Genomic DNA, 21,138 nt, shown 5'->3' on the forward strand with positions numbered 1-21,138 from the left:
CCGCCCCGCTCCATTGCTGTTACACGCCCCCTTGCTCCCTGGCTCTGGACCCTATTGCTGCTGGTGGTGGTCTGCCTGCCACGGATCAGCATCGACCTGTACCTGCCGGCGCTGCCGGCCATGGCCGACGACCTGGTGGCCAGCGATGCCCAGCTGCAACTGACCCTGAGCCTGTACATGCTCGGCTATGCCCTGTCGATGCTGCTGGGCGGGCCGCTGTGCGACCGTTATGGCCGGCGCCCGGTACTGCTGGCGGGCACCGCGCTGTTCCTACTGGCCAGCCTGGCCTGCATGCTCGCCGCCAGCGTCGAGGTGCTGATGGTCGCCCGCCTGCTGCAAGCGTTGGGCGGTTGCTGCGGCACCCTGATCGGCCGGGTCATGGTCCGCGACCGCTGCGCCCCCGAAGAGCAGCCGCGCCTGCTCGGGCTGCTGTCCATGGGCATTGCCCTGTCGCCGATGCTGGCGCCGCCGCTGGGCAGCCTGATCGACCACCTGCTGGGCTGGCGCGGGCTGTTCCTGTGCCTGAGCCTGGTGGCCGCGGCGGCCTGGCTGCTGATGTACAAACGGCTTGCCGAAACCCGCCCGCCGCAGCTCTGCCCCGTGGCCGCCAGAAGCCTGCCTAGCCTGTACCTGCGCCTGCTGGGCGAGCGCTATTTCATGCGCTATTCCCTGGCCATCGGCTGCCTGTACTGCAGCTATTTCCCTTTCATCCTGCAATCGTCGGCGCTGTTGCAGCGCCAGCTGGGGCTGTCACCCACGGCCTACGCCCTGGTATTCGCCGCCACCGTGGCCGGCTACCTGCTGGGTTCGCGGCTGTTCCAGCGCCTGGGCGCGCGCCACAGCGCCGACCGCCTGATAGCCCGGGCCTGCCTGTTGAACCTGGCGGGCGCCGGCCTGTTGCTGCTCGCTCGCAGCCTGTGGCCCGACAGCCTGTGGGCGATCGTCCTGCCGATGCTGCCGCTGATGTTCTCGGTGGGCCTGGCGATACCCGCCTGCCAGTTGGCGATCCTGCAACCCTATGCGGCGGTGGCGGGCACCGCTTCGGGGCTGTTCTTCTTTATCCAGATGGCCCTGACCGCCGGCTGCGGCTTGCTTGCCAGCCTGCTGGCGAACCACCCGGCCGGCTCGCTGCAGGCCCTGACCGGCCTGTCCAGCCTCGCCCTGGGCCTGGTCTGGTGGTGCCTGCGACCACGGCAGCCCTAGCACCTGTGAGCACGCGACGCGCAACCTACCGGTCGCCGATTACCTGCCTGGCTGTAGCCGCTGCTGAGCCCGCGAAGCTGCGCAAAGGTCCGCAGGACCTTGCCTGACGATCGCCCGCCAAACCCGCAGCGGCCTCAAGAACGCTGCGGCCCTTCGTGCCGTTCGCAGCCTGCGGCAGCGGCTACACCAACCTCGGATCGGCACTGGCCCTGTAGCCGCTGCCGAGCCACGGCGAAGCTGCGCAAAGGCCCGCAGGGCCTTGCCTGGCGATCACCCGCCAAACTCGCAGCGGCCTCAAGAGCGCCGCGGCCCTTCGTGCCGTTCGCAGCCTGCGGCAGCGGCTACACAACCTCGGATCGGCACTGGCCCTGTAGCCGCTGCTGAGCCACGGCGAAGCTGCGCAAAGGCCCGCAGGGCCTTGCCTGACGATCGCCCGCCAAACCCGTAGCAGCCTCAAGAGCGCCGCGGCCCTTCGTGCCGTTCGCAGCCTGCGGCAGCGGCTACACCAACCTCGGATCGGCACTGGCCCTGTAGCCGCTGCTGAGCCACGGCGAAGCTGCGCAAAGGCCCGCAGGGCCTTGCCTGACGATCGCCCGCCAAACCCGCAGCGGCCTAAAGAACGCTGCGGCCCTTCGTGCCGTTCGCAGCCTGCGGCAGCGGCTACACAAATCCCCGATCGGCATTGGCCTGTAGCCGCTGCTGAGCCATGACAAGGAGCTGTGCAAGGCCGATTCAATGCCGCTACATTAACCGCGCCTTCCCCATCCGTTGCGCCGTTCAAGACAAGGAAATACGCGATGAAACTCATTGGAATGCTCGATTCACCCTATGTGCGCCGCGTCGCCATCAGCCTCAAATGCATGGACCTGCCCTTCGAGCATCATTCGCTCTCGGTGTTCAGCACCTTCGAGCAGTTCAAGGCCATCAACCCGGTGGTCAAGGCACCAACCCTGGTCTGCGACGGGGGTGAGGTGCTGATGGATTCGAGCCTGATCCTCGATTACCTGGAAAGCCTGGCCGGCCCGCAAAGGAGCCTGATGCCCCTGGCCCTGCCAGCGCGTTTGCATGAGTTGCGGTTGATCGGCCTGGCCCTGGCGGCCTGTGAGAAGTCGGTGCAGATTGTCTACGAACGAAAGCTGCGTCCGGCGGAGAAACAGCACGGCCCCTGGCTGGAGCGGATCGGCGGCCAATTGCAGGCCGCCTATACCGAGTTGGAACAGGAACTGCAGAAACAGCCCTTGCCCCAGGACGGCGCCCTGAGCCAGGCCGGGATCAGCCTGGCGGTGGCCTGGAGTTTCAGCCAGATGATGCTGGCGGACCTGTTCGGTCCCGAGCAATTCCCGGCGGTGCGCGGTTTTGCCGAATACGCCGAACAGCTGCCGGTGTTCCTCGACACCCCCGCCACCTGACCCACACAGCGCCATCACCGTAGCCGGCTTGCTGGCGAAGAGCCCCCTGAGCCATGCAGCGCTCTTGGAAACGCTTTCGCTGGCAAACCAGTTCCTACGCAAGTCCAACAGACCCTGCCGACCGTAGGAGCCGGCTTGCCGGCGAAGAGGCCCGCGAGCCGTGCGGCGCTCTTGGAAACGCTTTCGCTGGCAAGCCAGCTCCTACGCAAGTCCAACAGATCCTCGTGGGGATCTGTCAGGCCGGTTCGGGCTGTTTCTTTACCGGGGCGGTGGCGAAACGCCGGGCCAGGAACGGGGTGATGTCCAGCGGCAGGGCTTCGTCGTTCACCAGTTTGTCCAGCAGTACGCCGGTGATGGCCGAGGTCAGGATGCCGGTGCGGAAGTGCCCGCAGGCATTGAGGTAACCCTCGACCCCATCCATCGGCCCAAGAATCGGCAACTCGTCCGGCGAGCCCGGACGCAGGCCCGCCCAGCAGCGCTTGAGGTTGACCTGAGCCAGCTCGGGAATGCAGCGCACCGCCCCCTGCACCAGACCGTTGATTTCCGGGTAGGTGGTGCTGACGTCGAAGCCCTTGTCCTCGGTGGTGCTGCCAATCAGGATCTCGCCGTTGTCCTTCTGCGCCATGTAGCAGTCGCTGGTGGTCAGGCAACCATTGAGCAGCTTGGGCATGCGCTCGGTGAGGAGGATCTGGCCCTTCACCGGCTTGACCGGAATCTCCACCCCAGTGGCCTGCAGGCTCAGCTCGGCGGCCCAGGCACCAGCGGCATTGATCAGGGTCGAGCAATGGAACAGCCCGGCCTCGGCGGTCTGTACTCCACTGACCCGGTTGCCCTGATGCAGGACCCCGGTGACGTTGGTGTTGAAGTACACATCCACGCCGTTCTGCCGTGCGCCTTCGGTGTAGGCATCAGTCAGGCGGAAGGGGTTGACCTGGTGGTCGCAGAGGAACTCCAGGGCGCCCTGGGCTTCGTGGCTGACCTTCGGCTCGGCGGCGCGCAGGGCCGCTTGGTCGAGCCAGCGCACTTGATCGGACAGGTGCGGGATGCAACCGACAATGTGTTCGGCGTACAGGCGGTCCTCGTCGTCATAGATGACGAACTTGAGCCCGGTCTGTTCGAACTTGAAGTCCATGCCGTGCAGGCCGATCAGTTCGCGGTGCAGGCGCGGGTACAGCTCGTTGGACTGCAGGGCGAAGTCGAAGAACGACTGCGGCAGGATGTGCGGGGTGCTGGAGTCCACCACCACCGCCGAACCCTGGGCCTCGCGCTTGCGGTTGGCCGACATCATGCGAAAGAAGATCACTCCGCAGCCCAGGCCCACCGACTCACCGATGGCCCACAGGCCGCCGGCCGAAGCCCGGCTGGCGTTGCCCGGACGCTTGGCGTCGATCAGCGCCACTCTGAGGTCTTTGCGCTTGGACAACTGATAGGCGCAGGACGCCCCGATCACGCCGCCACCGGCAATCACCACGTCGTAATACTTACTCATGTCCGGGGACCTCCTGGTCTGGGGCTGCAAAGGCGGAAAACGGAATCGGGTCCAACGGGAAGCGCGGGCGAATCCAGCCCACATCCTTGCGTCCGGTGGCCTGGCGCAGGCGGTCGCTGCAATAGCCGACGCACATCCGCCCCTGGCAGTCGCCCATGCTCACCCGGGTGCGCATTTTCAGGCTGGCCATGTCCTGCACGCCCTGGCTCAGGGCGCGCTCGATATCGTTGCGGGTGGTGTGTTCACAACGGCAAATCACCGTGTCGCCCTTGGGCAGGTCTATCTGCCCGGTGCCACGTGCGGTATAGCGGTCCACCGCGCCGCGAAAGCGCAGGATCGAGGCCAGTTTGCGCTCGTAGCCCTGGCGCCGTTGCAAGGCCGCCTCGTTGCTCAGCACATCGCGCTGCATGAGGATCGACAGCGCCGCGATGCGGCCGGTGAGCATCGCCGCTTCACCACCGCGAATCCCACCCATGTCGCCGGCCAAGTGGATGTGCGGCTCGCTGCTCTGCTGCCAGGCGTTGGCGTTGGCCCGCAGATAGCCGTCATCGCTGAAGCCGTGATCCAGGCCCATCTGCTGGCTCAGTTGGGTGCGGGGAATGAAGCCGTAACCTACCGCCAGGGTCTGGGCGGCGATGCGCTCGGCCTTGGCCATGTCCGGCTGCCAGTCGGCGGAATACGGGGCAACCGTGACCACGCTCAAGGCGTCCTGGCCCTGGGCCTCGACCACGCCCCAGCCATAGCGCAGGGGGATGCTGTGCAGCTTGAGGTAGGCCAGCATGCTCAGGCCGTCGAGAAACAGTTGGGGCTTGTTCAGCAGGGCCAGGCTCTGCTTGGCGATCTTGCTCAAGGCACTGGCCTCGTAGACCCCGGCCACCCGCACGCCCGAGGCGTGCAACTGGCACGCCACCAGTGGCAGCAAGGGCCCGGTGCCGGCGATCACCACAGGACCTTGCGGCTTGACCACGCCGCTCTTGATCTGCAGTTGCAGACCACCGAGCAACTTGACCCCCGGCAGCGTCCAGCCGGGAAACGGTACGCTGCGTTCATGGCAGCCGGCCGCCAGCAACAATTGCCCATAGGCCACCCGCTGCACCTGCTCGTCGGCATCCAGCAGCATCAGGCTGTCAAGGCCCTCGGCACCGATCACCCGGTGGTTGAGGCGCACCTCGATCATCTGCTCGTGATCGGAAAATTCGCCGTGCAGCTTGGCCAGCGTCTCGCAGTAGCGCGGCCCCAGGTAATCCAGTTGCACGCCATCGCGCAGCGGGCCGCGAAAGACCACGCCCCCCAGGCGCGAGGCTTCTTCGATCAGGGTGCTGCGCACGCCGTGCTTGGCCAGTTCGATAGCCGCCGCCATGCCCGCCGGCCCTCCGCCGACAATCACCGGGTTCAGGCTCATACCGTGGGCTCCGTCTCGCTGATGCGGTTGCTCAGGGTCTGCACCTGCATGCCCGGCTTGACCAGGGTCTGGCAGGCGCGGCGCTTGTGGCGGCCGTCGATCTGCACCAGGCAGCAATGGCACACACCCATGCCGCAGTAGGCACCGACCAACTGTCCGTGGTCATTGCGCGCCACCTGGCGCAGGCCGGTGGCCTGGATCACGCTGAGAACTGTTTCACCCAGGGCGGCAGTGACCGGCTGGCCGTTGAGACTGATGGTCATGTCCGCATGCTGCAGCGGCTGAATATCAAAATTGCGGTCTATCTGACGCATTGCGGTTCATCCGTGAGAAGTGAGTGGGGTTACCGGCGTCCTGCCACCCGCAGTCCTGGGGCAAGGACGTGGTAACACCGCGGTTCCGAAAACTCTGTCAGAACCGAGCGCGGGCCAATCTAGTGCTTTTGTCCGACAGAAATATTGATCTGGGCCAAGCAAAAGGCCGGAGTGCACCCAAGCAGTGCATCCCCCTTCTCAAACTTGCGACACGGGCCACAAAAAAGCCGCTGCTGGCAGAAGCCGGCAGCGGCGCATGGACAACGGGTAACCCGTTTCGGGAGGGTGCTTAGTGCATGAAAATGGCGATCAGGATAATCACCGGGATCGGCACACCGAGGAACCACAACAGTAATGAGCGCATGGGAATTCTCTTGGGTCAGTGAATGGGAGTCGGGGCCACGGTGCGCGGCTGGACGTCGGTTTCAAACCAGACCACGGCATCCCGGCGACGGCCACCGAAGGTCGCCGCCAGGCTGGCGAAGAAAGCCCCGCACAGCAGCGCGATGAACATCCACAAAGACGACCAGGCGGCCACCTTGGCGGCGCTGTCGGCGGCCTCCCTGGCAGCTTGCCTGGCTTCATGCAGCGCTTGCTGGGTCTTGGCGAACACCTCGTCCACCCGGCGCTCGGCTTCGGCTTGGCTGAGGTTGGTGCGCTGGGCCACCAGTTGCGCCAGGTAGCGGCGATCCTCAGACGAGAGCTGACCGTCGTTGCTCAAGGTACGCACGAAGATCCGCGACACCGTGCCCCGCGCCGCGTCGTCGCTGACCGCTACCGGACGATCATCGCGGAACAGGCTGTCGACGAAATAGCCGTAGTCGTCTTGGGACCCCTGGGCCGCCGCATGACCGGCCACTTGGGTCGCGGCGCTGGCGGCACCGGAAACGACCTGGGCACCAGCCTGCACACCGCCGCTGATGACGCTCGTCACCGAGCCCACCACCAGGGTCGCGGTCACCAGGGTCGCCACGGCCCAGGCCAGGAAGCCGTGGGCCGTGTCCCGGAAGTACACTTCATCGCCGTGCAGATTGGCCCACTTCACCCGCAGGCGCCCGGCCAGGTAACCCCCCAGCCCGGCAGCGAGAATCTGCGTCAGGGCCAGCCAGACAATGCTGGAGATACCCAGGCCCTTGGCACTGATGCCGCTGCCGGCCCAGGGCGAAACCGCGGAAAAGCCCAGGCCGAAGCCCAGCAGTAAAAGGATCAGGGACAAGGCTGCGGCCGCCGCGGCGCCGGCGAAGATCGCCGCCCAGGACACCCCCGAGTAATGACTCGAGGCGTCCGCAGTGGCGAGCTGGTGTTCAGAGGGTCTGTTCATTGTTGTTCTGCTCCAGGCATGAAAAAGGCTGTTGCACGTCTCCAGGGGACAAGTGCAGTCAGCGTGCCAGTTGCACGAACTTTATAACTCAATGCATTTCAATGACTTGCGATCAGCTCCCGCGCCAGGGTCGTGCAATTTACCGGCCTGGGAGTTTTGTGGCGGGCGTTCTGCACGGCCCCCCCCCCCTCAGGCACGCCTGCTCAGGTAAAGCTCCCGGCCCCGGGTGTAGCACCAGTGCACCAGCAGCCCAAGGACCCACAGCGCCAGCAGCAGGTTGCCCACCAGGGTCAATTGCGCGATGCCCTGCCCCCACAGCATAAAGAGCGGCAATGCCAGCCAGGCTGAACGGCGAAAGTCCAGCAGGCGCATGATGCCCGGCACGATCACCGCCATCAGGGCAATGACCAGCACGTCCAGGCCGCGATACCCCAGCATCCAGCGCGCATAGTGGGGATCGGCGGCATAAGCCTCCAGGTAGCCTGGCAGGCGCAACGCCAGATCCACGGCCAGACTCAACAGCAGAGCAGCCACCACCAGCCACAGCAACCCCTTGAAACGTGATGCGTATTTCATTGCATGACACCTTGATACAGAGAAGCTCAGTCGGGGCTTCAACGCCGCTTGTAGCTTTTATTGCCACTGGGGGTCAGGCAGTAGACCCCGCCCCGCGGGCCAGTGCAGAAACTGCCGCTGCCGCAGGTACAACCCTGAGCGTCGCGCAGCAGTGGCTCGGCACGAGAGGTGGAGGAACGCTGACCGAACATCAGCGCGCAGTTCTTCTTCGAGGCGCTGATGGAGCCGTCGTTGCACAGGAAGAGTTCGCCGTCACAACGGGCGATGCCGCCTTTCTTTCCAGAACAGGGCTGATTGGCCGCCTGGGCCGCCGCGCCGCACAGCAGCATCAGGCACACCGCGAAAAAGGGCTTCCAGCCGACCCGGGTCAGGGCACTCATGGTGACGCCTCCTGGCAAAAAACTGGCCGGATGATATCAAGCTTCAACGCCCCTGACTTGGACTGTACGGACCAGACCACAAGCCAGATGAAAGTTTATTTAGAATCCCGGCCCTGGTTTCTTGGCAAAATGCCCGCCTGTGTCACGAACCGCCAAGCAGGTAACGCCTATGACCCGCATTCTGACCATCGAAGACGACGCCGTGACGGCCCGGGAGATCGTCGCCGAACTGAGCAGCCACGGCCTCGACGTGGACTGGGTGGACAATGGCCGTGAAGGCCTGGTACGCGCCGTGAGCGGCGACTACGACCTGATCACCCTGGACCGCATGCTGCCGGAGCTGGACGGCCTGGCCATCGTCACCACCCTGCGCACCATTGGTGTGTCGACGCCGATCCTGATGATCAGCGCCCTCTCCGACGTCGACGAACGGGTGCGCGGCCTGCGGGCCGGCGGCGACGACTACCTGACCAAGCCCTTCGCCTCCGACGAGATGGCGGCCCGGGTCGAGGTGCTGCTGCGGCGCAAGAACACGGTCAAGGATTTCGCCACCAGCCTGCGGGTGGCCGACCTGGAGCTGAACCTGATCAGCCGCGAGGCGACCCGCGCCGACCAGTTGCTGAGCCTGCTGCCCACCGAATACAAGCTGCTGGAATTCCTCATGCGCAACACCGGGCAGATCCTCTCGCGGATGATGATCTTCGAAGAGGTCTGGGGTTATCACTTCGACCCGGGAACCAACCTGATCGACGTGCACATCGGCCGCCTGCGCAAGAAGATCGACCCGCCCGGCATGACCCCGTTGATCCGCACCGTGCGAGGCTCGGGCTATGTCATTGCTGAACCCCTCTAAAGGCTGGCGCTCCTCCAGCAGTCGCCTGCTGGCGCTGTACAGCACGCTGTTCGTGGCCTGGAGCTGCATCCTCATGGGGGTGCTGTACTACGAAGTCTCCACCTACCTGGACAGCCTGGCCAAGCACTCGCTGATGCAGCGCCAGCACCTGTTCGCCCGCTTCGAAGGCGAGCAGTTGGTGGAGGCCCTGGCCACCAGCATGACCTTCGACATGCGCGCCATCGACGCCTACGGCCTGTTCGACGAGCAGCGCCGGCCCTTGAGCGGGCCGATCCGGCAGATCCCCGAGGACCTGCCCCTGGACGGCCAGATCCACGAGCTGAAGAGCTGCATCGACTCCGACGACACGAGCCTGCCCCGGGACAGCTGCGACGCCGTGGCCACCCACACCCGGGACGGCCGCTGGCTGGTGCTGGTGCGCGACAATGGCTCGCTGTTCGCGGTGACCCGGATCATTCTCCACGCGCTGCTGTGGGGGATTTCCCTGACCATCATTCCCGGGGTCGCCGGCTGGCATCTGCTGCGCCGCCGGCCGCTGCGGCGCATCCGTCAGATCCAGGCCAGCGCCGAAGCCATCGTCGCCGGCGACCTGACCCGGCGCCTGCCGCTGTCGGACCGGCGTGACGAGCTGGACATGCTGGCGGCCATCGTCAACGCCATGCTCGAACGCATCGAGCGGCTGATGCACGAGGTCAAGGGCGTGTGCGACAACATCGCCCACGACCTGCGCACCCCGCTGACCCGCCTGCGGGCCCAGCTCTATCGTCTGCAGCAACAGGCCGAGGAAGGTTCGCCCCAGGCCCTGCAGATGGACCAACTGCTGGCCGAGGCCGACACCTTGATGGCGCGCTTTCGCGGATTGCTGCGCATCTCCGAACTGGAGGACCAGCAACGGCGCTCGGGCTTCCTCGAACTCGATCCGCTGCCGCTGCTTCAGGAGCTGTACGACTTCTACCTGCCCCTGGCCGAAGAAGGCCGCCTGACCCTGCAGCTCGACGTGCCGGCCAGCCTGCCCCGGCTGATCGGCGACCGCGCCCTGCTGTTCGAGGCCCTGGCCAACCTGCTGAGCAACTCGATCAAGTTCACCCCGCCGGGCGGCGAAGTGATACTGCGCGGCCTCGACGACGGCGGCAGCCCGCGCCTGGAAGTGCTGGACTCAGGCCCCGGCATTCCCCCGGCGGAACGGGCGGCGGTGTTCCGGCGCTTCTACCGGGTCGACGAAAGCAACGCCCAGGGCGGCTTTGGCCTGGGCCTGTCGATCGTTGCGGCGATTGTCAGCCTGCACGGCTTCAAGCTCGAAGTGGGCAGCAGCGAACGCGGCGGCGCGCGCCTGAGCCTGGATTGCCGGCCAAGCCTGATCGCCGACCACTGACCCGCCCCATCCCTGTAGCCGCTGCTGAGCCCGCGAAGCTGCGGAAAGGTCCGCAGGACCTTGCCTGGCGATTTCCCGACGAACCTCTAGCGGGCTTCAAATCGCCGCGTCTCCTGCGACGCAGTGCTACCCAGAGCGTTCGCAGCCTTCGGCAGCGGCTACAGGTGGCCCAGGGAGTTGCTGTCCAGCTCGTAGAGCAACTCGTCGATGAGCCGCAATACGTCGGCCTCGCTCTGCAGGGACTTGATGCGCAACCCGCTGACCACCAGATCGACCCGGCCGCTGTCGGGCTCGAACACCCGCAGGGTCAGGGTGCCGTCGCCGGCATGGCTGAAACTGCAGGCCAGGGGCGCCAGGCGCTGTTCGATACAGGCGCGCCATTGGGCCTGGGTGAGCACCGCCGGTGCCTGATCGGTCACGGTGCCCTTGCTCTGTTCATCACCCATGCGGGCTGTCCTTGTGCTGTGGTTGTGCTCTGCCACAGCCCCATTGACCGGACCTGTGGCGGCTCCAAGGGTAGAAAACACCCACCACGCAAAGAAGGCGCATTTGCACGGGTTACCCTAGTGCATATGCACCAGTTCAGCGTCCCCGACTGCCGACCGTGCCGACGAACAGCCCGCGCTCCCGGGCCCAGACGATGGCTTCGCCCCGGCTGTGCACCCCGAGCTTGGAATACAGGGTGGCGACATGGTTGCGCACGGTGTTGGGCGCCAGCTTCAACTGGGCGGCAATCTCTTTGTCTGCCAATCCCTGATAGATCAACCCCAGCACTTCCCGCTCGCGGGCCGTCAGGTCGGCAGAGGACACCCCAGGCGTGTCCCGGGCCTTGGGGCTTCTCACGTTGGCCAGCTTTTCGATCAGGGTTCGGCTGAACCAGGAGGCGTCGCGCATCACTTCCTCGATGGCGCCCACCAGCTCCAGTTCGGAGCGCTTGCGCTCGGTGATGTCCATCAGCACCAGCAGGTAACAGGGGCTGTCCTGGATGAGCACGGTGTCGGCGTAGGCCACGCAATCGATCAGCCCGGCGTTCTTCTGGCGCACCTTGAGGTCCAGGCCATCGACGTTGCCGGCCTTCTCCAGTTGACTGAACAGTTGGCTGGCCGCCGCGGCTTCGGCGATGAAGCCGATGGCCTCGACGTTCTTGCCCAGCAGTTCTTCGCTGCTGTAGCCGCAGGTATTGAGAAAGGCCTCGTTGACATCGACGATCTGCTGCTCGGCGCTGCACACCAGGGTCGGCACCGGGGTCAGGCGGAACGACTTGGCAAAACGCTCCTCGCTCTGGCGCAGGGCGATCTCGATCCTGCGCCGCGGCTCCAGGTCCATGAAGGAAAACAGCATGCAGTCCTCGTCGTTGATGTCCAGGGGCTGGCCGGCGACGATCACCAGCTTGCTGCCGCCGTCGGGCAGGCGCAGCTCGGCCTGCATCTGCGGGATGGTCGCGCCCTGGCCCAGGCGCTCGATGGCCAGGTCCTTGTGCTCGGCGTCCTCCAGCACATCCAGCTCGTACACCGAACGGCCGATCACCTGGTCCCGGGCATAGCCGGTCATTTCCAGGAAGCCCTGGTTGACCTTGATGTAGCGCAAGTCGCTGAGGCGGCAGATCACCGCTGGCGCCGGGTTGGCGTTGAAGGTCTTCTCGAAGCGCTGCTCGGCGCCGGCCCAGTCGCTGGCATCGCTGAGGATCAGCACCAGGGACTCCGGCGCGCCGCTGCGATCGGTGAGGATCATGCTGCGCACCCGGTGCACCCAGTGCCGGGGTTCGCCGTCGATCTCGGCCTGTACCTCGACCACCACGTCGCTGAAGGTTTCCCCGGCGGCCACCCGATTGATGGGATAGGCCTCCAGGGCCAGGGGGTGATTGTTGCGATAGCGCAAGGCATAGCGCCGGGCGTACTCACGGACATTGGCCCCCAGCTCGCCGACCTCGCTCACTCCATGCATGGCCAGCGCCGCCTCATTGGCCCAGAGCAGGCTGCGGGCCTTGTCGGTCTCGATCAGGATCACCCCGTCGGACAGACCGGCGATGATCTGCTGCAACTGGCGGCGATTGGTTTCGGTAGCAAGTACGGCCTGGCTCATGGCATCTCCAGTCAGAACCGGCGCCACAGCGGACAGGCTGCGCGCCGCAAAAAAGGGGCTGAACACTACGACCACGGCCGCTCGCCATCGTGCCCTGCACCTCCGCCGCTGCGCACTGGAGCCACATCGCGCCAAGGGTTAAGCTGCTGCGCCTGGTCCGACCGCCCTCAAGGAGTGAAGCATGATCACCATCCGTGAAGCCGACAGCCGCGATATCGATGCCCTGCAGGCCATAGGCTGCGCCACCTACCGCGAACACTTCGCGGCGATCTGGACGACTGACGGCATGCAGCAGTTTCTCGACCAGGACTTCTCCCCCGCCAACCTCGAAGCGTCCGTAGCGGCCCGGGACCGGCACCTGTGGTTACTGGCCCTGGACCCGCAGCACCAACCCATCGGCTTTGCCAAGCTCAACTGGGCCCGCCCGACGCCGGGCAGCGGCCGGCTCGGGGCCGAACTGCAGAAGATCTACCTGCTCAAGTCCCAGGCTGGCCAGGGCCATGGCCGGCGCCTGCTCGAACACGTGTTGCAACGGGCCAGCGCCGCCGGGGAATCCTGCCTGTGGCTGGACGTGCTCAAGAGCAACAGCGGCGCCCGGCGCTTTTATGAAAGCGCCGGGCTGCGGCAGATCGGTGAAGTGCCCTTCAGCACCGACCTGGAACAGATCGGCATGTGGGTGATGGCCTGCGACCTGCCGCTGGCCCGGCCACCGGCCGAGGCTTGAACCCGGCTGCGGCCGTCCGCCCGGCGGCTACAGGCCCAGGGCCTTGAGGCGCCGGTACAGGGTTCGTTCGCTCAGGCCCAGGGTCTTGGCCAGTTCGCTGCGCGAGCCGTCGAAGACTTCCAGGGCATGGGCCAGCTGTTCCAGGTCCTTGCCGGCGCGACGGCGGGTCACCGGGACCGGTGCCTGTGGGCTGCGCAGTTCTGCCGGCAGGTCCTGCGGGCGGATCACCCCGTCATCACTGAACAACCGCGCCCGTTCGAGGATGTTGCGCAGCTCGCGGATATTGCCCGGGTAGGTGTACAGCCGCAGTTGTTCCAGGGCCTGGGGATCGACCCGCGGCACCACACCGGGATCGAGGCGGCGCAGCAGGCTGTCGATCAGCAGCGGCAGGTCGTCGCTGCGTTCGCGCAGGGCCGGCAGGCGGATCGGGAAGGCGCTGATGCGGTAGTACAGGTCCTGGCGAAAGGTGCCAGCGGCGACCATTTCCTTGAGCGGCTTGTGGGTCGCCGCCACCAGGCGAAAATCCGAGTGCACGGTGCGCAGGCTGCCCACCGGACGGAAGCTGCCGGACTCGATCAGGCGCAGCAGCTTGACCTGCATGGCCAGGGGCACCTCGCCGATTTCGTCGAGAAACAGGGTGCCGCCGTGGGCCGCTTCCGCCAGGCCGATCTTGCGTTGCAGGGCGCCGGTAAAGGCGCCCTTTTCATAGCCGAACAGTTCGCTTTCCAGCAGGGTTTCGGTGAGCCCGGTGCAGTCCACCACCACCAGCGGCCCACTGGCCCGGGGGCTGCCATCGTGCAGGGCACGGGCAAAGAGTTCCTTGCCGGTGCCGGACTCACCCTGCAGCAGCACCGGAATCGGCGCCGGAGCTGCCCGCTGCAGGGCGCTCAGCGCTTCGTTGAAGGCTGGCGAGCGCCCCACCAGGCCCTTCTGCTGGGGCTGCACCGACGCCACCGCCACTGAGCTCAGGCGTTCGACATAGGCCACCACGGTGCCGGCCTCGCCAATGATCGGCCGCAGCTCCACATCCACATGCTCGGGGCCGCGAGGTGTGTGATGAATGTGCAGCATGCGCTCCGGCACCCGGCTGTCATGGGCCTTGCGCATCGGGCAATGCTCCCCGGCCTGGTCGCAGGGCACGGCGAACTGGTGAGACACGCGATAGCACTTGGCGCCCACATGGGGCTTGCCGGCCACGCCGAACTGGCGCTGGTAGGCGGTGTTGGCGGCGATGATGTTGTAGTCGGTGTCGAGCACGATGGTCGGTTGCGGGTCGTGTTCGAGGTAGGACACCAGGGCAGACATGGACGGCTGGGCACGGTCGGTGGCGATCAGGGACATGGGGCAACTCCGAGGCAGTGGCGGCAGCTTAAAGCACGCCGCGGCCTTCTGCCATTTTCTGCCACAAACTGCCATGTCACTGCCAAATGACGCTGGCAGTCGCCTCGAAAAACGCCTGATGGCAGCCCCTGCGGCCTTCTACTTCAATGAACAGGTGGCCAATCCGGGTGTTTGAGGTTGGCACGTTTATTGACAGTCCAAGGGACGAGCGACAGCGCAGACTGCCCTCACCTTCATTGCCTGGAGTGCCCCATGATCATCAGCGACACGCTGCGTGTAGAAGCCTTTTTCGACCCTCACACCTGGACCATCAGCTACCTGGTGATGGACCAGGCCAGCCGCCGCTGCGCGCTGATCGACAGCGTGCTGGACTATGACCCGAAATCCGGCCGCACCCGCACCGAGTCCGCCGACCGCCTGATCGCCCGGGTGCGCGAGCTGGAGGCCCGGGTCGACTGGATTCTGGAAACCCACGTGCACGCCGACCACCTGTCCGCTGCCGCCTACCTCAAGGACCAGCTGGGGGCCCAAGTGGCCATCGGCAATCAGATCACCCGGGTGCAGAAAGTCTTCGGTGCGCTGTTCAACGAAGCCCCGGCCTTTGCCCGGGATGGCAGCCAGTTCGACGTGCTGCTCGAAGACGGCGCCGAGTTCGCCATCGGCGGCCTCAGCGCCCGGGCCCTGCATACCCCGGGGCATACCCCGGCCTGCATGACCTACCTGGTGCAAGTGGGCGATGAGTGCGTGGCCTTTGTCGGCGACACCCTGTTCATGCCCGACTACGGCACCGCCCGCTGCGACTTCCCCGGGGCCGATGCGCGGACCCTGTACCGCTCCATCGGCAAGATCCTCGCCCTGCCCCCGCAAACCCGGCTGTTCATGTGCCACGACTACCTGCCCAACGGCCGCGAACTGCAGTACATGACCACCGTTGCCGAGCAACGCGCCAACAACATTCACATCCATCAGGGCGTCGACGAAGACAGCTTCGTGAAGATGCGTGAAGCCCGCGACGCAACCCTGGACATGCCGGTGCTGATCCTGCCTTCGGTGCAGGTCAACATGCGCAGCGGACACTTCCCCGAGCCCGAAGACAACGGCGTGAGCTACCTGAAGATTCCCCTGAACACCCTATAACGATACCGACTCCACACGGAGAACTTGCCATGCGTCCCTTCAACCCGGCCCTGCGCGCCGTCGACGGCAGCCATCAGGTGCTGATCGTCGGTGGCGGTGCCGCAGGCATTGCCGTCGCCGCCAGCCTCATGTCCCGCGATCCACATCTGGATGTGGCGATCATCGACCCGGCCAGCAGCCACTACTACCAACCCGGTTGGACCCTGGTGGGCGCCGGGGTGTTCAGCGCCCAGTCCACCGAACGCAACATGGCCGCGCTGATGCCCAAGGGCGTCAAGTGGCTGCAGCACGCCGTCAGCCTGTTCGAACCCGACAACAATGCCCTGGTGCTGGACGACGGCCGCGTGCTGGGCTACGACCAACTGGTGGTGTGCCCCGGGCTCAAGCTCGACTGGGCGGCCATCGACGGCCTGCCCCAGGCCCTGGGCAACCACGGCGTGACCTCCAACTACCGCTACGACCTGGCGCCCTACACCTGGCAACAGGTGCAGCAGCTGCAACAGGGCGAGGCGCTGTTCAGCCAGCCGCCAATGCCGATCAAGTGCGCCGGGGCGCCGCAGAAAGCCCTGTACCTGTCCTGCGACCACTGGCGGCGCAACGGCCGCCTGGGGTCGATCAAACCGCGCTTCCTGAATGCCGGCGGCGTGCTGTTCGGCGTGGCGGACTATGTGCCGGCGCTGATGGAATACGTGAAGAAGTACGGCATCGAACTGGATTTCGGCCACAACCTGGTGGCGGTGAACGGCCCGGCCCAGCGCGCAACCTTCGTGCGCACCCTGGCCGACGGCCGCCAGGAGACCCTGGAGCGCGCCTTCGACCTGCTGCACGTGGTGCCGCCACAATGCGCCCCGGACTTTATCCGCCAAAGCCCCCTGGCCGACGCCGCTGGCTGGGTCGATGTCGATCCCCATAGCCTGCGCCACAAGCGCTTCATCAATGTCCACGGCCTGGGCGATGCCACCAACACCAGCAATGCCAAGACCGCCGCGGCGGCACGCAAGCAGGCGCCGGTGGTGGCCAACAACGTACTGGTGGCCCTCAAGCGCCTGACCCGGCTGGCCGAGTACGACGGCTACGGCTCCTGCCCACTGACCGTGGAACGGGGCAAGATCGTCCTCGCCGAATTCACTTACGGCGGCAAGCTGGCGCCGAGCTTCCCGCGCTGGCTGCTGGACGGCCGCCAACCGACCCGTCGCGCCTGGTGGCTGAAGGAACGAATCCTGCCGCCGCTGTACTGGCGCGGCATGCTCAAGGGCCATGAATGGCTGGCACAACCGACCCTGGCCACGGACACCCCGAAGACATGAGTGAACACAGTCTTTTGGGCGCTGGGCTGGGGGCGGTCATTGGCGCGATCCTGGCGCTGACCGGAGCCGGCGGCGGCATCCTCGCGGTGCCACTGCTGGTGTTCGGCCTGGGTTTGAGCATGGTCGAGGCCGCCCCTATCGGCCTGCTGGCGGTGGGCTTGGCCGCCAGCGTTGGCGCGGTGCTGGGCCTGCGCCAGGGCATCGTGCGCTACCGTGCGGCGGGGTTTGTCGCCAGCATCGGTATTCTCATGGCGCCGCTGGGGCTGTGGCTGGCCCACCGCCTGCCCAACCTGCCCCTGGCCCTGCTGTTTTCCCTGGTGCTGCTGTACGCCTGCGGACGCATCCTGCGCAAGGCCAGCCTGGAATTGAAACAGGGCCGGGCGGCGGCGCGTCCGGCGTTCCTGCCCTGCGTGCTCAACCCGGCCCAGGGCCGTTTGCGCTGGACCCTGCCCTGCGCCCGGGCACTGACCTTCACCGGCATGCTCTCGGGCCTGCTGTCGGGGTTGCTCGGTGTCGGCGGCGGCTTCGTGATCATCCCGGCCCTGAGCCGCTACACCAACCTGGACAGCAAGAGCATCGTCGCCACCTCTTTGGCGGTGATTGCCCTGGTGTCCCTGGGCAGCGTGGTGACCGCCAGCCTCAGCGGCGTGATGCACTGGGCCGTGGGTGCGCCCTTTGCCCTGGGCGCGGTGGTGGGGCTGGTACTGGGACGACAAGTGGCCAGCCACCTGGCCGGCCCGCGCCTGCAACAACTGTTTGCCATCACCGGCATGCTGGCAGCGCTGCTGCTGGCGGGCGGGGCCCTGGGTTGGCTGTCCCATTGAGGCCCTTTCGCCGGCAAGCCGGCTCCTGCAACAGTGGGTACAGATCCCCCATGGGCACTGGCTTGCCAGCGCAGGCGTGCGCACCGACGCTGCGGTTGCGCGGCGGAAATGCCTGAGCCATGACCGGCCCCTGCACCAGCAAGGGCCATGCAGAGGAAATCGATATGCTCTTTGACGCCGCACATTTCACCCCAGGCTCGGCCCTGGCCGGGGGCGCGTTGATCGGCCTGGCGGCCGGGCTGTTGATCGTCGCCAACGGGCGCATCGCCGGAATCAGCGGCCTGCTCGGCAGCCTGCTGCAACCGGGCAGCGACGGCTGGGGCGAGAAAGCCCTGTTCATCCTCGGGCTGCTGCTGGCGCCGCTGCTCTGGGGCCTGTTTCACACCCTGCCCGTCGCCGAGTTCCAGGGCGGGCTACTCGGCCTGATCAGCGCCGGCCTGCTGGTGGGCATCGGTACCCGCTATGGCGCCGGTTGCACCAGCGGCCACGGGGTCTGCGGCATTTCCCGGCTGTCGCCACGCTCGATCATCGCCACCCTGTGCTTCATGGGCACCGGCTTCGCCACGGTCTGGGTGCTGCGCCACGGACTGGGGCTGCTGCCATGAGAAAACTCAGCGCTTTTGTCGCCGGCCTGCTGTTCGGCATCGGCCTGTTGCTGGCGGGTATGGCCAACCCGGCCAAGGTCCTGGGCTTTCTCGATCTGGCCGGCACCTGGGACCCGTCCCTGGCGCTGGTGATGCTCGGCGCCATCGCGGCGGCCTGGTGGCCCTTCCATTGGGCCATGGGCCACTCGCGCTCGCTGCTCGGGGCCCCCATGCAGATTCCCGCCAAGCGCAGTGTCGATCGACGCCTGATCGGCGGCAGCCTGCTGTTCGGCATCGGCTGGGGCATCGCCGGGATCTGCCCGGGACCGGCCCTGGTGCTGTTGCCGGGCGGGCACTGGCAAGCCTGGGTGTTCGTCCTGGCGATGCTCCTGGGCATGTTGCTGTTCCAGCGCCTGGAGGCCCGCCAACGCGGCTGAAGCGCACACCCACGCATCCCCCCCTGCACAGGAACGGCCTTGCCAGCGCAGGCTCTCGCTGGCACCGCTGACCTGACAGAGGATTGATGACGCCGTCACCGGCCTCTTCGTCGGCGAGCCTGCTCCTGCCTGGGAAACGGCCAGGGAAATATTGGCCTCTGCCGGTCAGGGGCGCGGGCGGCGACGATGGCCTGGACCTGTATCTCCCAGGAGTACGCCATGTCCACCACCCAATCCCTTGAACTCTGTCTCTGGCGCAAGATCGGCCGCTACGCCTCGCGCATCGGCCGGACCTTGATCCAAAAAGCCCTGTGGCTCTACTACGCCGCGCAACGACCACAAACCCCGATCTGGGCCAAGACCACCATCTACGCCGCGCTGGGTTACTTCATACTGCCGCTGGACATGGTCCCCGACCTGCTCCCCGGGGCCGGATACACCGATGACCTCGGGCTGCTGGCCGGTTCAGTGGTGGCTGTGGCTGCGCATATCAACGCCGAGGTCCGGGAACAAGCCAGCGCACGCCTGGCCGACTGGTTCGGCAGTGAGCCGGAATGAACCGGAGGTCGGCGCCAGGGTACGCATAAGACTCAGCAAGGCGGTGCAGAACCCCGGACACAATGGCCGTTCGACTCACCGCGCCTGCGTGTCCAGGGCATAAAACTCCTGCAGCTTGGCCTGCAGCAGCTTCTTGTCCGGCAGTTGGGTCCGGTACTCGGCGATCAACGCCGGCGACAGTGAACGGTTGAGGGCATATTCCACCACCTCGTCATGCTTGCTGGCACAGAGCAACACGCCCAGCGCCGGGTTCTCATGGGGTTTGCGCACCTGGCGGTCCAGGGCCTCCAGGTAGAAGTCCAGCTTGCCCAGGTACTCCGGTTCGAAGCGCCCGACCTTGAGTTCAACGGCCACCAGGCAATTCAACCCACGATGGAACAGCAGCAGATCCAGGGCAAAATCGCGCCCGCCGACCTGCAGGGGATAGCCAGAAGCGACAAAGCAGAAGTCGCGCCCCATCTCGATCAGAAAATCCTTGAGCTGGCGCACCAGCCCCTGGTGCAGATCGGCTTCATCATGCCCCTGGGCCAGGCCGAGAAACTCCACCATGTAGGCATCCTTGAAGACCTTCAGGGCCTCGGGACGGGCCTGTTTCAAGGTGGCCGTGGCGCTTGCCGGGCGGGTCAGCGTGCGTTCGAACAGCGCGGATTTGATCTGCCGTTCCAACTCGCGGGTCGACCACTGCTCCTGAATGGCCATGCGCAGGTAAAACTCGCGCTCTTGCGCGCATTTACCTTGCGCAAGAATGATCAGGTTCTGGGTCCAGGGTAATTGTGTCAGCACTGCTGACACTTTCTCCTCCCCTCGATAGACCTCATAGAACTGACGCATGCGGAACAGGTTACGCCGGGTAAACCCCCGCAGCCCCGGCTGCTGCCGCGCCAGGTAATCGGCCAATTGCTGGACCACGCCATCGCCCCATTCCGCCGCCTCGAGCTTGCGGCTGATATAGGCCCCGACCTGCCAGTACAGTTCCACCAGTTCAGTGTTCACCGCCCGCACCGCCCGCTGCCGTGCGGCGGTGATCATTCGTGCCACTTCATTGAATGCCACCTCGGTGGAGGTGACGGCCGCTTGCGCCTCTTGCTTCATGACGAACGCCCGGTTGCCTGGATAAAGGCCTCCATCATCACCCGGCTCACCGTGCCGCTATAGTCGGCCCCGTCTCTTTAGCTTGAGCGAAACGTCCTTGTTTCAGTGACGCAAACAGCCCCGTCAGCCTGGCATGCAGGCAAAGCCATGGGTGCTGGCCACCTGCTTGCCCTTGGCGTCATACAAGCGAACCGACACCTCGGTCCCCAGGCTCGACTCCACCAGTTTGTAATGCTCACCGGCCTTGAAGCCGCTGTAGCTGATATGGCCATTGCAGTCTTGCTGATTTGAGTCGCCGACGCTCTCTTCAAACAGGGTCACGTCCAGGCGATGGGCGCCGGGCTTGACCTCAAAATAACGCCCATCGTCGACCTTCTGCCCATCCACCCGTTCGGCCATCAGGTCGTTGGGCGCCTCTTCCTGCAGGCCAATCCAGGCCTGGCTGGGGTCGGGCTGGGGCATCGGCCCGGCGCAGGCGCTGAGCAAGCAGGCAAGCCCCAGGGCGGGAATCAGCAACAGCGGTTTGAGTGTCATGAAAACGTACCTCGCCAATGACAGAAATGAGTGCGACGCCAGTCCAGGACAATCGGCTGCGTCGATGCCCATCAAGGGTGTCGAGGTGTCGGGGCGAGTACAAATGAATCCCAGTGAAAGGAATTTCAGGCCTTACCTAAAACTTCCTTCACCTGGCTGAAAGCCGCGTGTTAGGTGGGTCGCTGCAGGCTGCCGAGGT

The 21,138-nt window shown here is 65.8% G+C and carries 22 protein-coding genes; 11 read left to right on the forward strand and 11 right to left on the reverse strand.

The window, feature by feature from the left end:
- The coding region (locus J5M73_RS06725) for a multidrug effflux MFS transporter (protein ID WP_243433699.1) at positions 1-1,203 on the forward strand (1,203 nt) is incomplete at its 5' end.
- A 797-nt stretch (positions 1,204-2,000) separates the two neighbouring features.
- Complete coding sequence (locus J5M73_RS06730; RefSeq protein ID WP_102864440.1) at positions 2,001-2,612, forward strand: glutathione S-transferase; 612 nt, start codon at positions 2,001-2,003, stop codon at positions 2,610-2,612.
- A gap of 235 nt (positions 2,613-2,847) precedes the next feature.
- On the opposite strand, the gene hcnC is transcribed toward J5M73_RS06730, so the two are convergent.
- From hcnC to J5M73_RS06760, 6 genes are all read right to left on the reverse strand, one after another.
- Positions 2,848-4,101 (reverse strand): cyanide-forming glycine dehydrogenase subunit HcnC, encoded by a 1,254-nt coding sequence (gene hcnC, locus J5M73_RS06735; RefSeq protein ID WP_102864439.1) that lies wholly within the window; start codon positions 4,099-4,101, stop codon positions 2,848-2,850.
- Positions 4,094-5,503, reverse strand: coding sequence for a cyanide-forming glycine dehydrogenase subunit HcnB (gene hcnB, locus J5M73_RS06740; RefSeq protein WP_102864438.1), 1,410 nt, complete (start codon positions 5,501-5,503; stop codon positions 4,094-4,096). The genes hcnC and hcnB overlap by 8 nt, the downstream gene beginning before the upstream one ends.
- Positions 5,500-5,817, reverse strand: a complete 318-nt coding sequence (hcnA, locus tag J5M73_RS06745; protein WP_102864437.1) for a cyanide-forming glycine dehydrogenase subunit HcnA — start codon at positions 5,815-5,817, stop codon at positions 5,500-5,502. Before hcnA ends, hcnB begins: the two co-directional genes overlap by 4 nt.
- Positions 5,818-6,196: 379 nt before the next feature.
- Entirely contained in the window at positions 6,197-7,138 is a 942-nt protein-coding gene (locus J5M73_RS06750; RefSeq protein ID WP_102864436.1) for a hypothetical protein, read from the reverse strand.
- Between the two features lie 189 nt (positions 7,139-7,327).
- Entirely contained in the window at positions 7,328-7,714 is a 387-nt protein-coding gene (locus J5M73_RS06755) for a hypothetical protein (RefSeq protein WP_102864435.1), read from the reverse strand.
- A gap of 38 nt (positions 7,715-7,752) precedes the next feature.
- Positions 7,753-8,094 (reverse strand): hypothetical protein, encoded by a 342-nt coding sequence (locus J5M73_RS06760; RefSeq protein WP_102864434.1) that lies wholly within the window; start codon positions 8,092-8,094, stop codon positions 7,753-7,755.
- A gap of 169 nt (positions 8,095-8,263) precedes the next feature.
- Here J5M73_RS06760 and J5M73_RS06765 point away from each other — a divergent pair, with 169 nt between their 5' ends.
- Positions 8,264-8,947, forward strand: coding sequence for a response regulator transcription factor (locus J5M73_RS06765; RefSeq protein ID WP_060838882.1), 684 nt, complete (start codon positions 8,264-8,266; stop codon positions 8,945-8,947).
- Positions 8,925-10,319 carry a HAMP domain-containing sensor histidine kinase gene (locus J5M73_RS06770; RefSeq protein WP_102864433.1) on the forward strand — a complete coding sequence of 465 codons (1,395 nt, stop codon included), beginning with the start codon at positions 8,925-8,927 and terminating at the stop codon, positions 10,317-10,319. Before J5M73_RS06765 ends, J5M73_RS06770 begins: the two co-directional genes overlap by 23 nt.
- Before the next feature lie 158 nt (positions 10,320-10,477).
- Here the strand turns inward: J5M73_RS06770 and J5M73_RS06775 are convergent, their stop codons facing one another.
- The gene (locus tag J5M73_RS06775) at positions 10,478-10,765 is read right to left on the reverse strand and encodes a DUF1652 domain-containing protein (protein WP_060838880.1); all 288 of its coding nucleotides are present in this window, start codon (positions 10,763-10,765) and stop codon (positions 10,478-10,480) included.
- Positions 10,766-10,901: 136 nt separating this feature from the next.
- Positions 10,902-12,401 carry a helix-turn-helix transcriptional regulator gene (locus tag J5M73_RS06780; RefSeq protein WP_102864432.1) on the reverse strand — a complete coding sequence of 500 codons (1,500 nt, stop codon included), beginning with the start codon at positions 12,399-12,401 and terminating at the stop codon, positions 10,902-10,904.
- 181 nt (positions 12,402-12,582) lie between these two features.
- On the opposite strand from J5M73_RS06780, the gene J5M73_RS06785 reads away from it, so the two are divergent.
- Positions 12,583-13,125, forward strand: a complete 543-nt coding sequence (locus tag J5M73_RS06785) for an N-acetyltransferase (RefSeq protein WP_102864431.1) — start codon at positions 12,583-12,585, stop codon at positions 13,123-13,125.
- 27 nt (positions 13,126-13,152) lie between these two features.
- Here J5M73_RS06785 and J5M73_RS06790 read toward each other — a convergent pair whose 3' ends face one another.
- On the reverse strand, positions 13,153-14,466 hold the full coding sequence (locus tag J5M73_RS06790; RefSeq protein ID WP_110597261.1) for a sigma 54-interacting transcriptional regulator: 1,314 nt from the start codon (positions 14,464-14,466) through the stop codon (positions 13,153-13,155).
- Between the two features lie 252 nt (positions 14,467-14,718).
- Here J5M73_RS06790 and J5M73_RS06795 point away from each other — a divergent pair, with 252 nt between their 5' ends.
- The 6 genes from J5M73_RS06795 (at position 14,719) to J5M73_RS06820 (ending at position 19,313) form a co-directional block, all read left to right on the forward strand.
- Positions 14,719-15,603 carry an MBL fold metallo-hydrolase gene (locus J5M73_RS06795; RefSeq protein ID WP_207815213.1) on the forward strand — a complete coding sequence of 295 codons (885 nt, stop codon included), beginning with the start codon at positions 14,719-14,721 and terminating at the stop codon, positions 15,601-15,603.
- A 29-nt stretch (positions 15,604-15,632) separates the two neighbouring features.
- Positions 15,633-16,910, forward strand: a complete 1,278-nt coding sequence (locus J5M73_RS06800) for an FAD/NAD(P)-binding oxidoreductase (protein WP_102864428.1) — start codon at positions 15,633-15,635, stop codon at positions 16,908-16,910.
- Positions 16,907-17,734 carry a sulfite exporter TauE/SafE family protein gene (locus tag J5M73_RS06805; protein ID WP_102864427.1) on the forward strand — a complete coding sequence of 276 codons (828 nt, stop codon included), beginning with the start codon at positions 16,907-16,909 and terminating at the stop codon, positions 17,732-17,734. The genes J5M73_RS06800 and J5M73_RS06805 overlap by 4 nt, the downstream gene beginning before the upstream one ends.
- A 164-nt stretch (positions 17,735-17,898) precedes the next feature.
- On the forward strand, positions 17,899-18,339 hold the full coding sequence (locus tag J5M73_RS06810) for a YeeE/YedE (RefSeq protein WP_102864592.1): 441 nt from the start codon (positions 17,899-17,901) through the stop codon (positions 18,337-18,339).
- Positions 18,336-18,755 (forward strand): DUF6691 family protein, encoded by a 420-nt coding sequence (locus tag J5M73_RS06815; protein WP_207815215.1) that lies wholly within the window; start codon positions 18,336-18,338, stop codon positions 18,753-18,755. Before J5M73_RS06810 ends, J5M73_RS06815 begins: the two co-directional genes overlap by 4 nt.
- A gap of 219 nt (positions 18,756-18,974) precedes the next feature.
- Positions 18,975-19,313, forward strand: a complete 339-nt coding sequence (locus tag J5M73_RS06820) for a YkvA family protein (RefSeq protein WP_102864425.1) — start codon at positions 18,975-18,977, stop codon at positions 19,311-19,313.
- 75 nt (positions 19,314-19,388) lie between these two features.
- Here the strand turns inward: J5M73_RS06820 and J5M73_RS06825 are convergent, their stop codons facing one another.
- Both J5M73_RS06825 and J5M73_RS06830 read right to left on the reverse strand, forming a co-directional pair.
- Entirely contained in the window at positions 19,389-20,405 is a 1,017-nt protein-coding gene (locus tag J5M73_RS06825) for a PDDEXK nuclease domain-containing protein (RefSeq protein ID WP_102864424.1), read from the reverse strand.
- A 123-nt stretch (positions 20,406-20,528) separates the two neighbouring features.
- A complete protein-coding gene (locus tag J5M73_RS06830; protein WP_102864423.1) occupies positions 20,529-20,939 on the reverse strand; it encodes a hypothetical protein in 411 nt (136 codons plus the stop codon).
- Positions 20,940-21,138 lie beyond the last annotated feature (199 nt).

Origin of the sequence: Pseudomonas sp. 50_B (assembly GCF_017491625.1) — a bacterium.
Taxonomy (GTDB): domain Bacteria; phylum Pseudomonadota; class Gammaproteobacteria; order Pseudomonadales; family Pseudomonadaceae; genus Aquipseudomonas; species Aquipseudomonas danubii.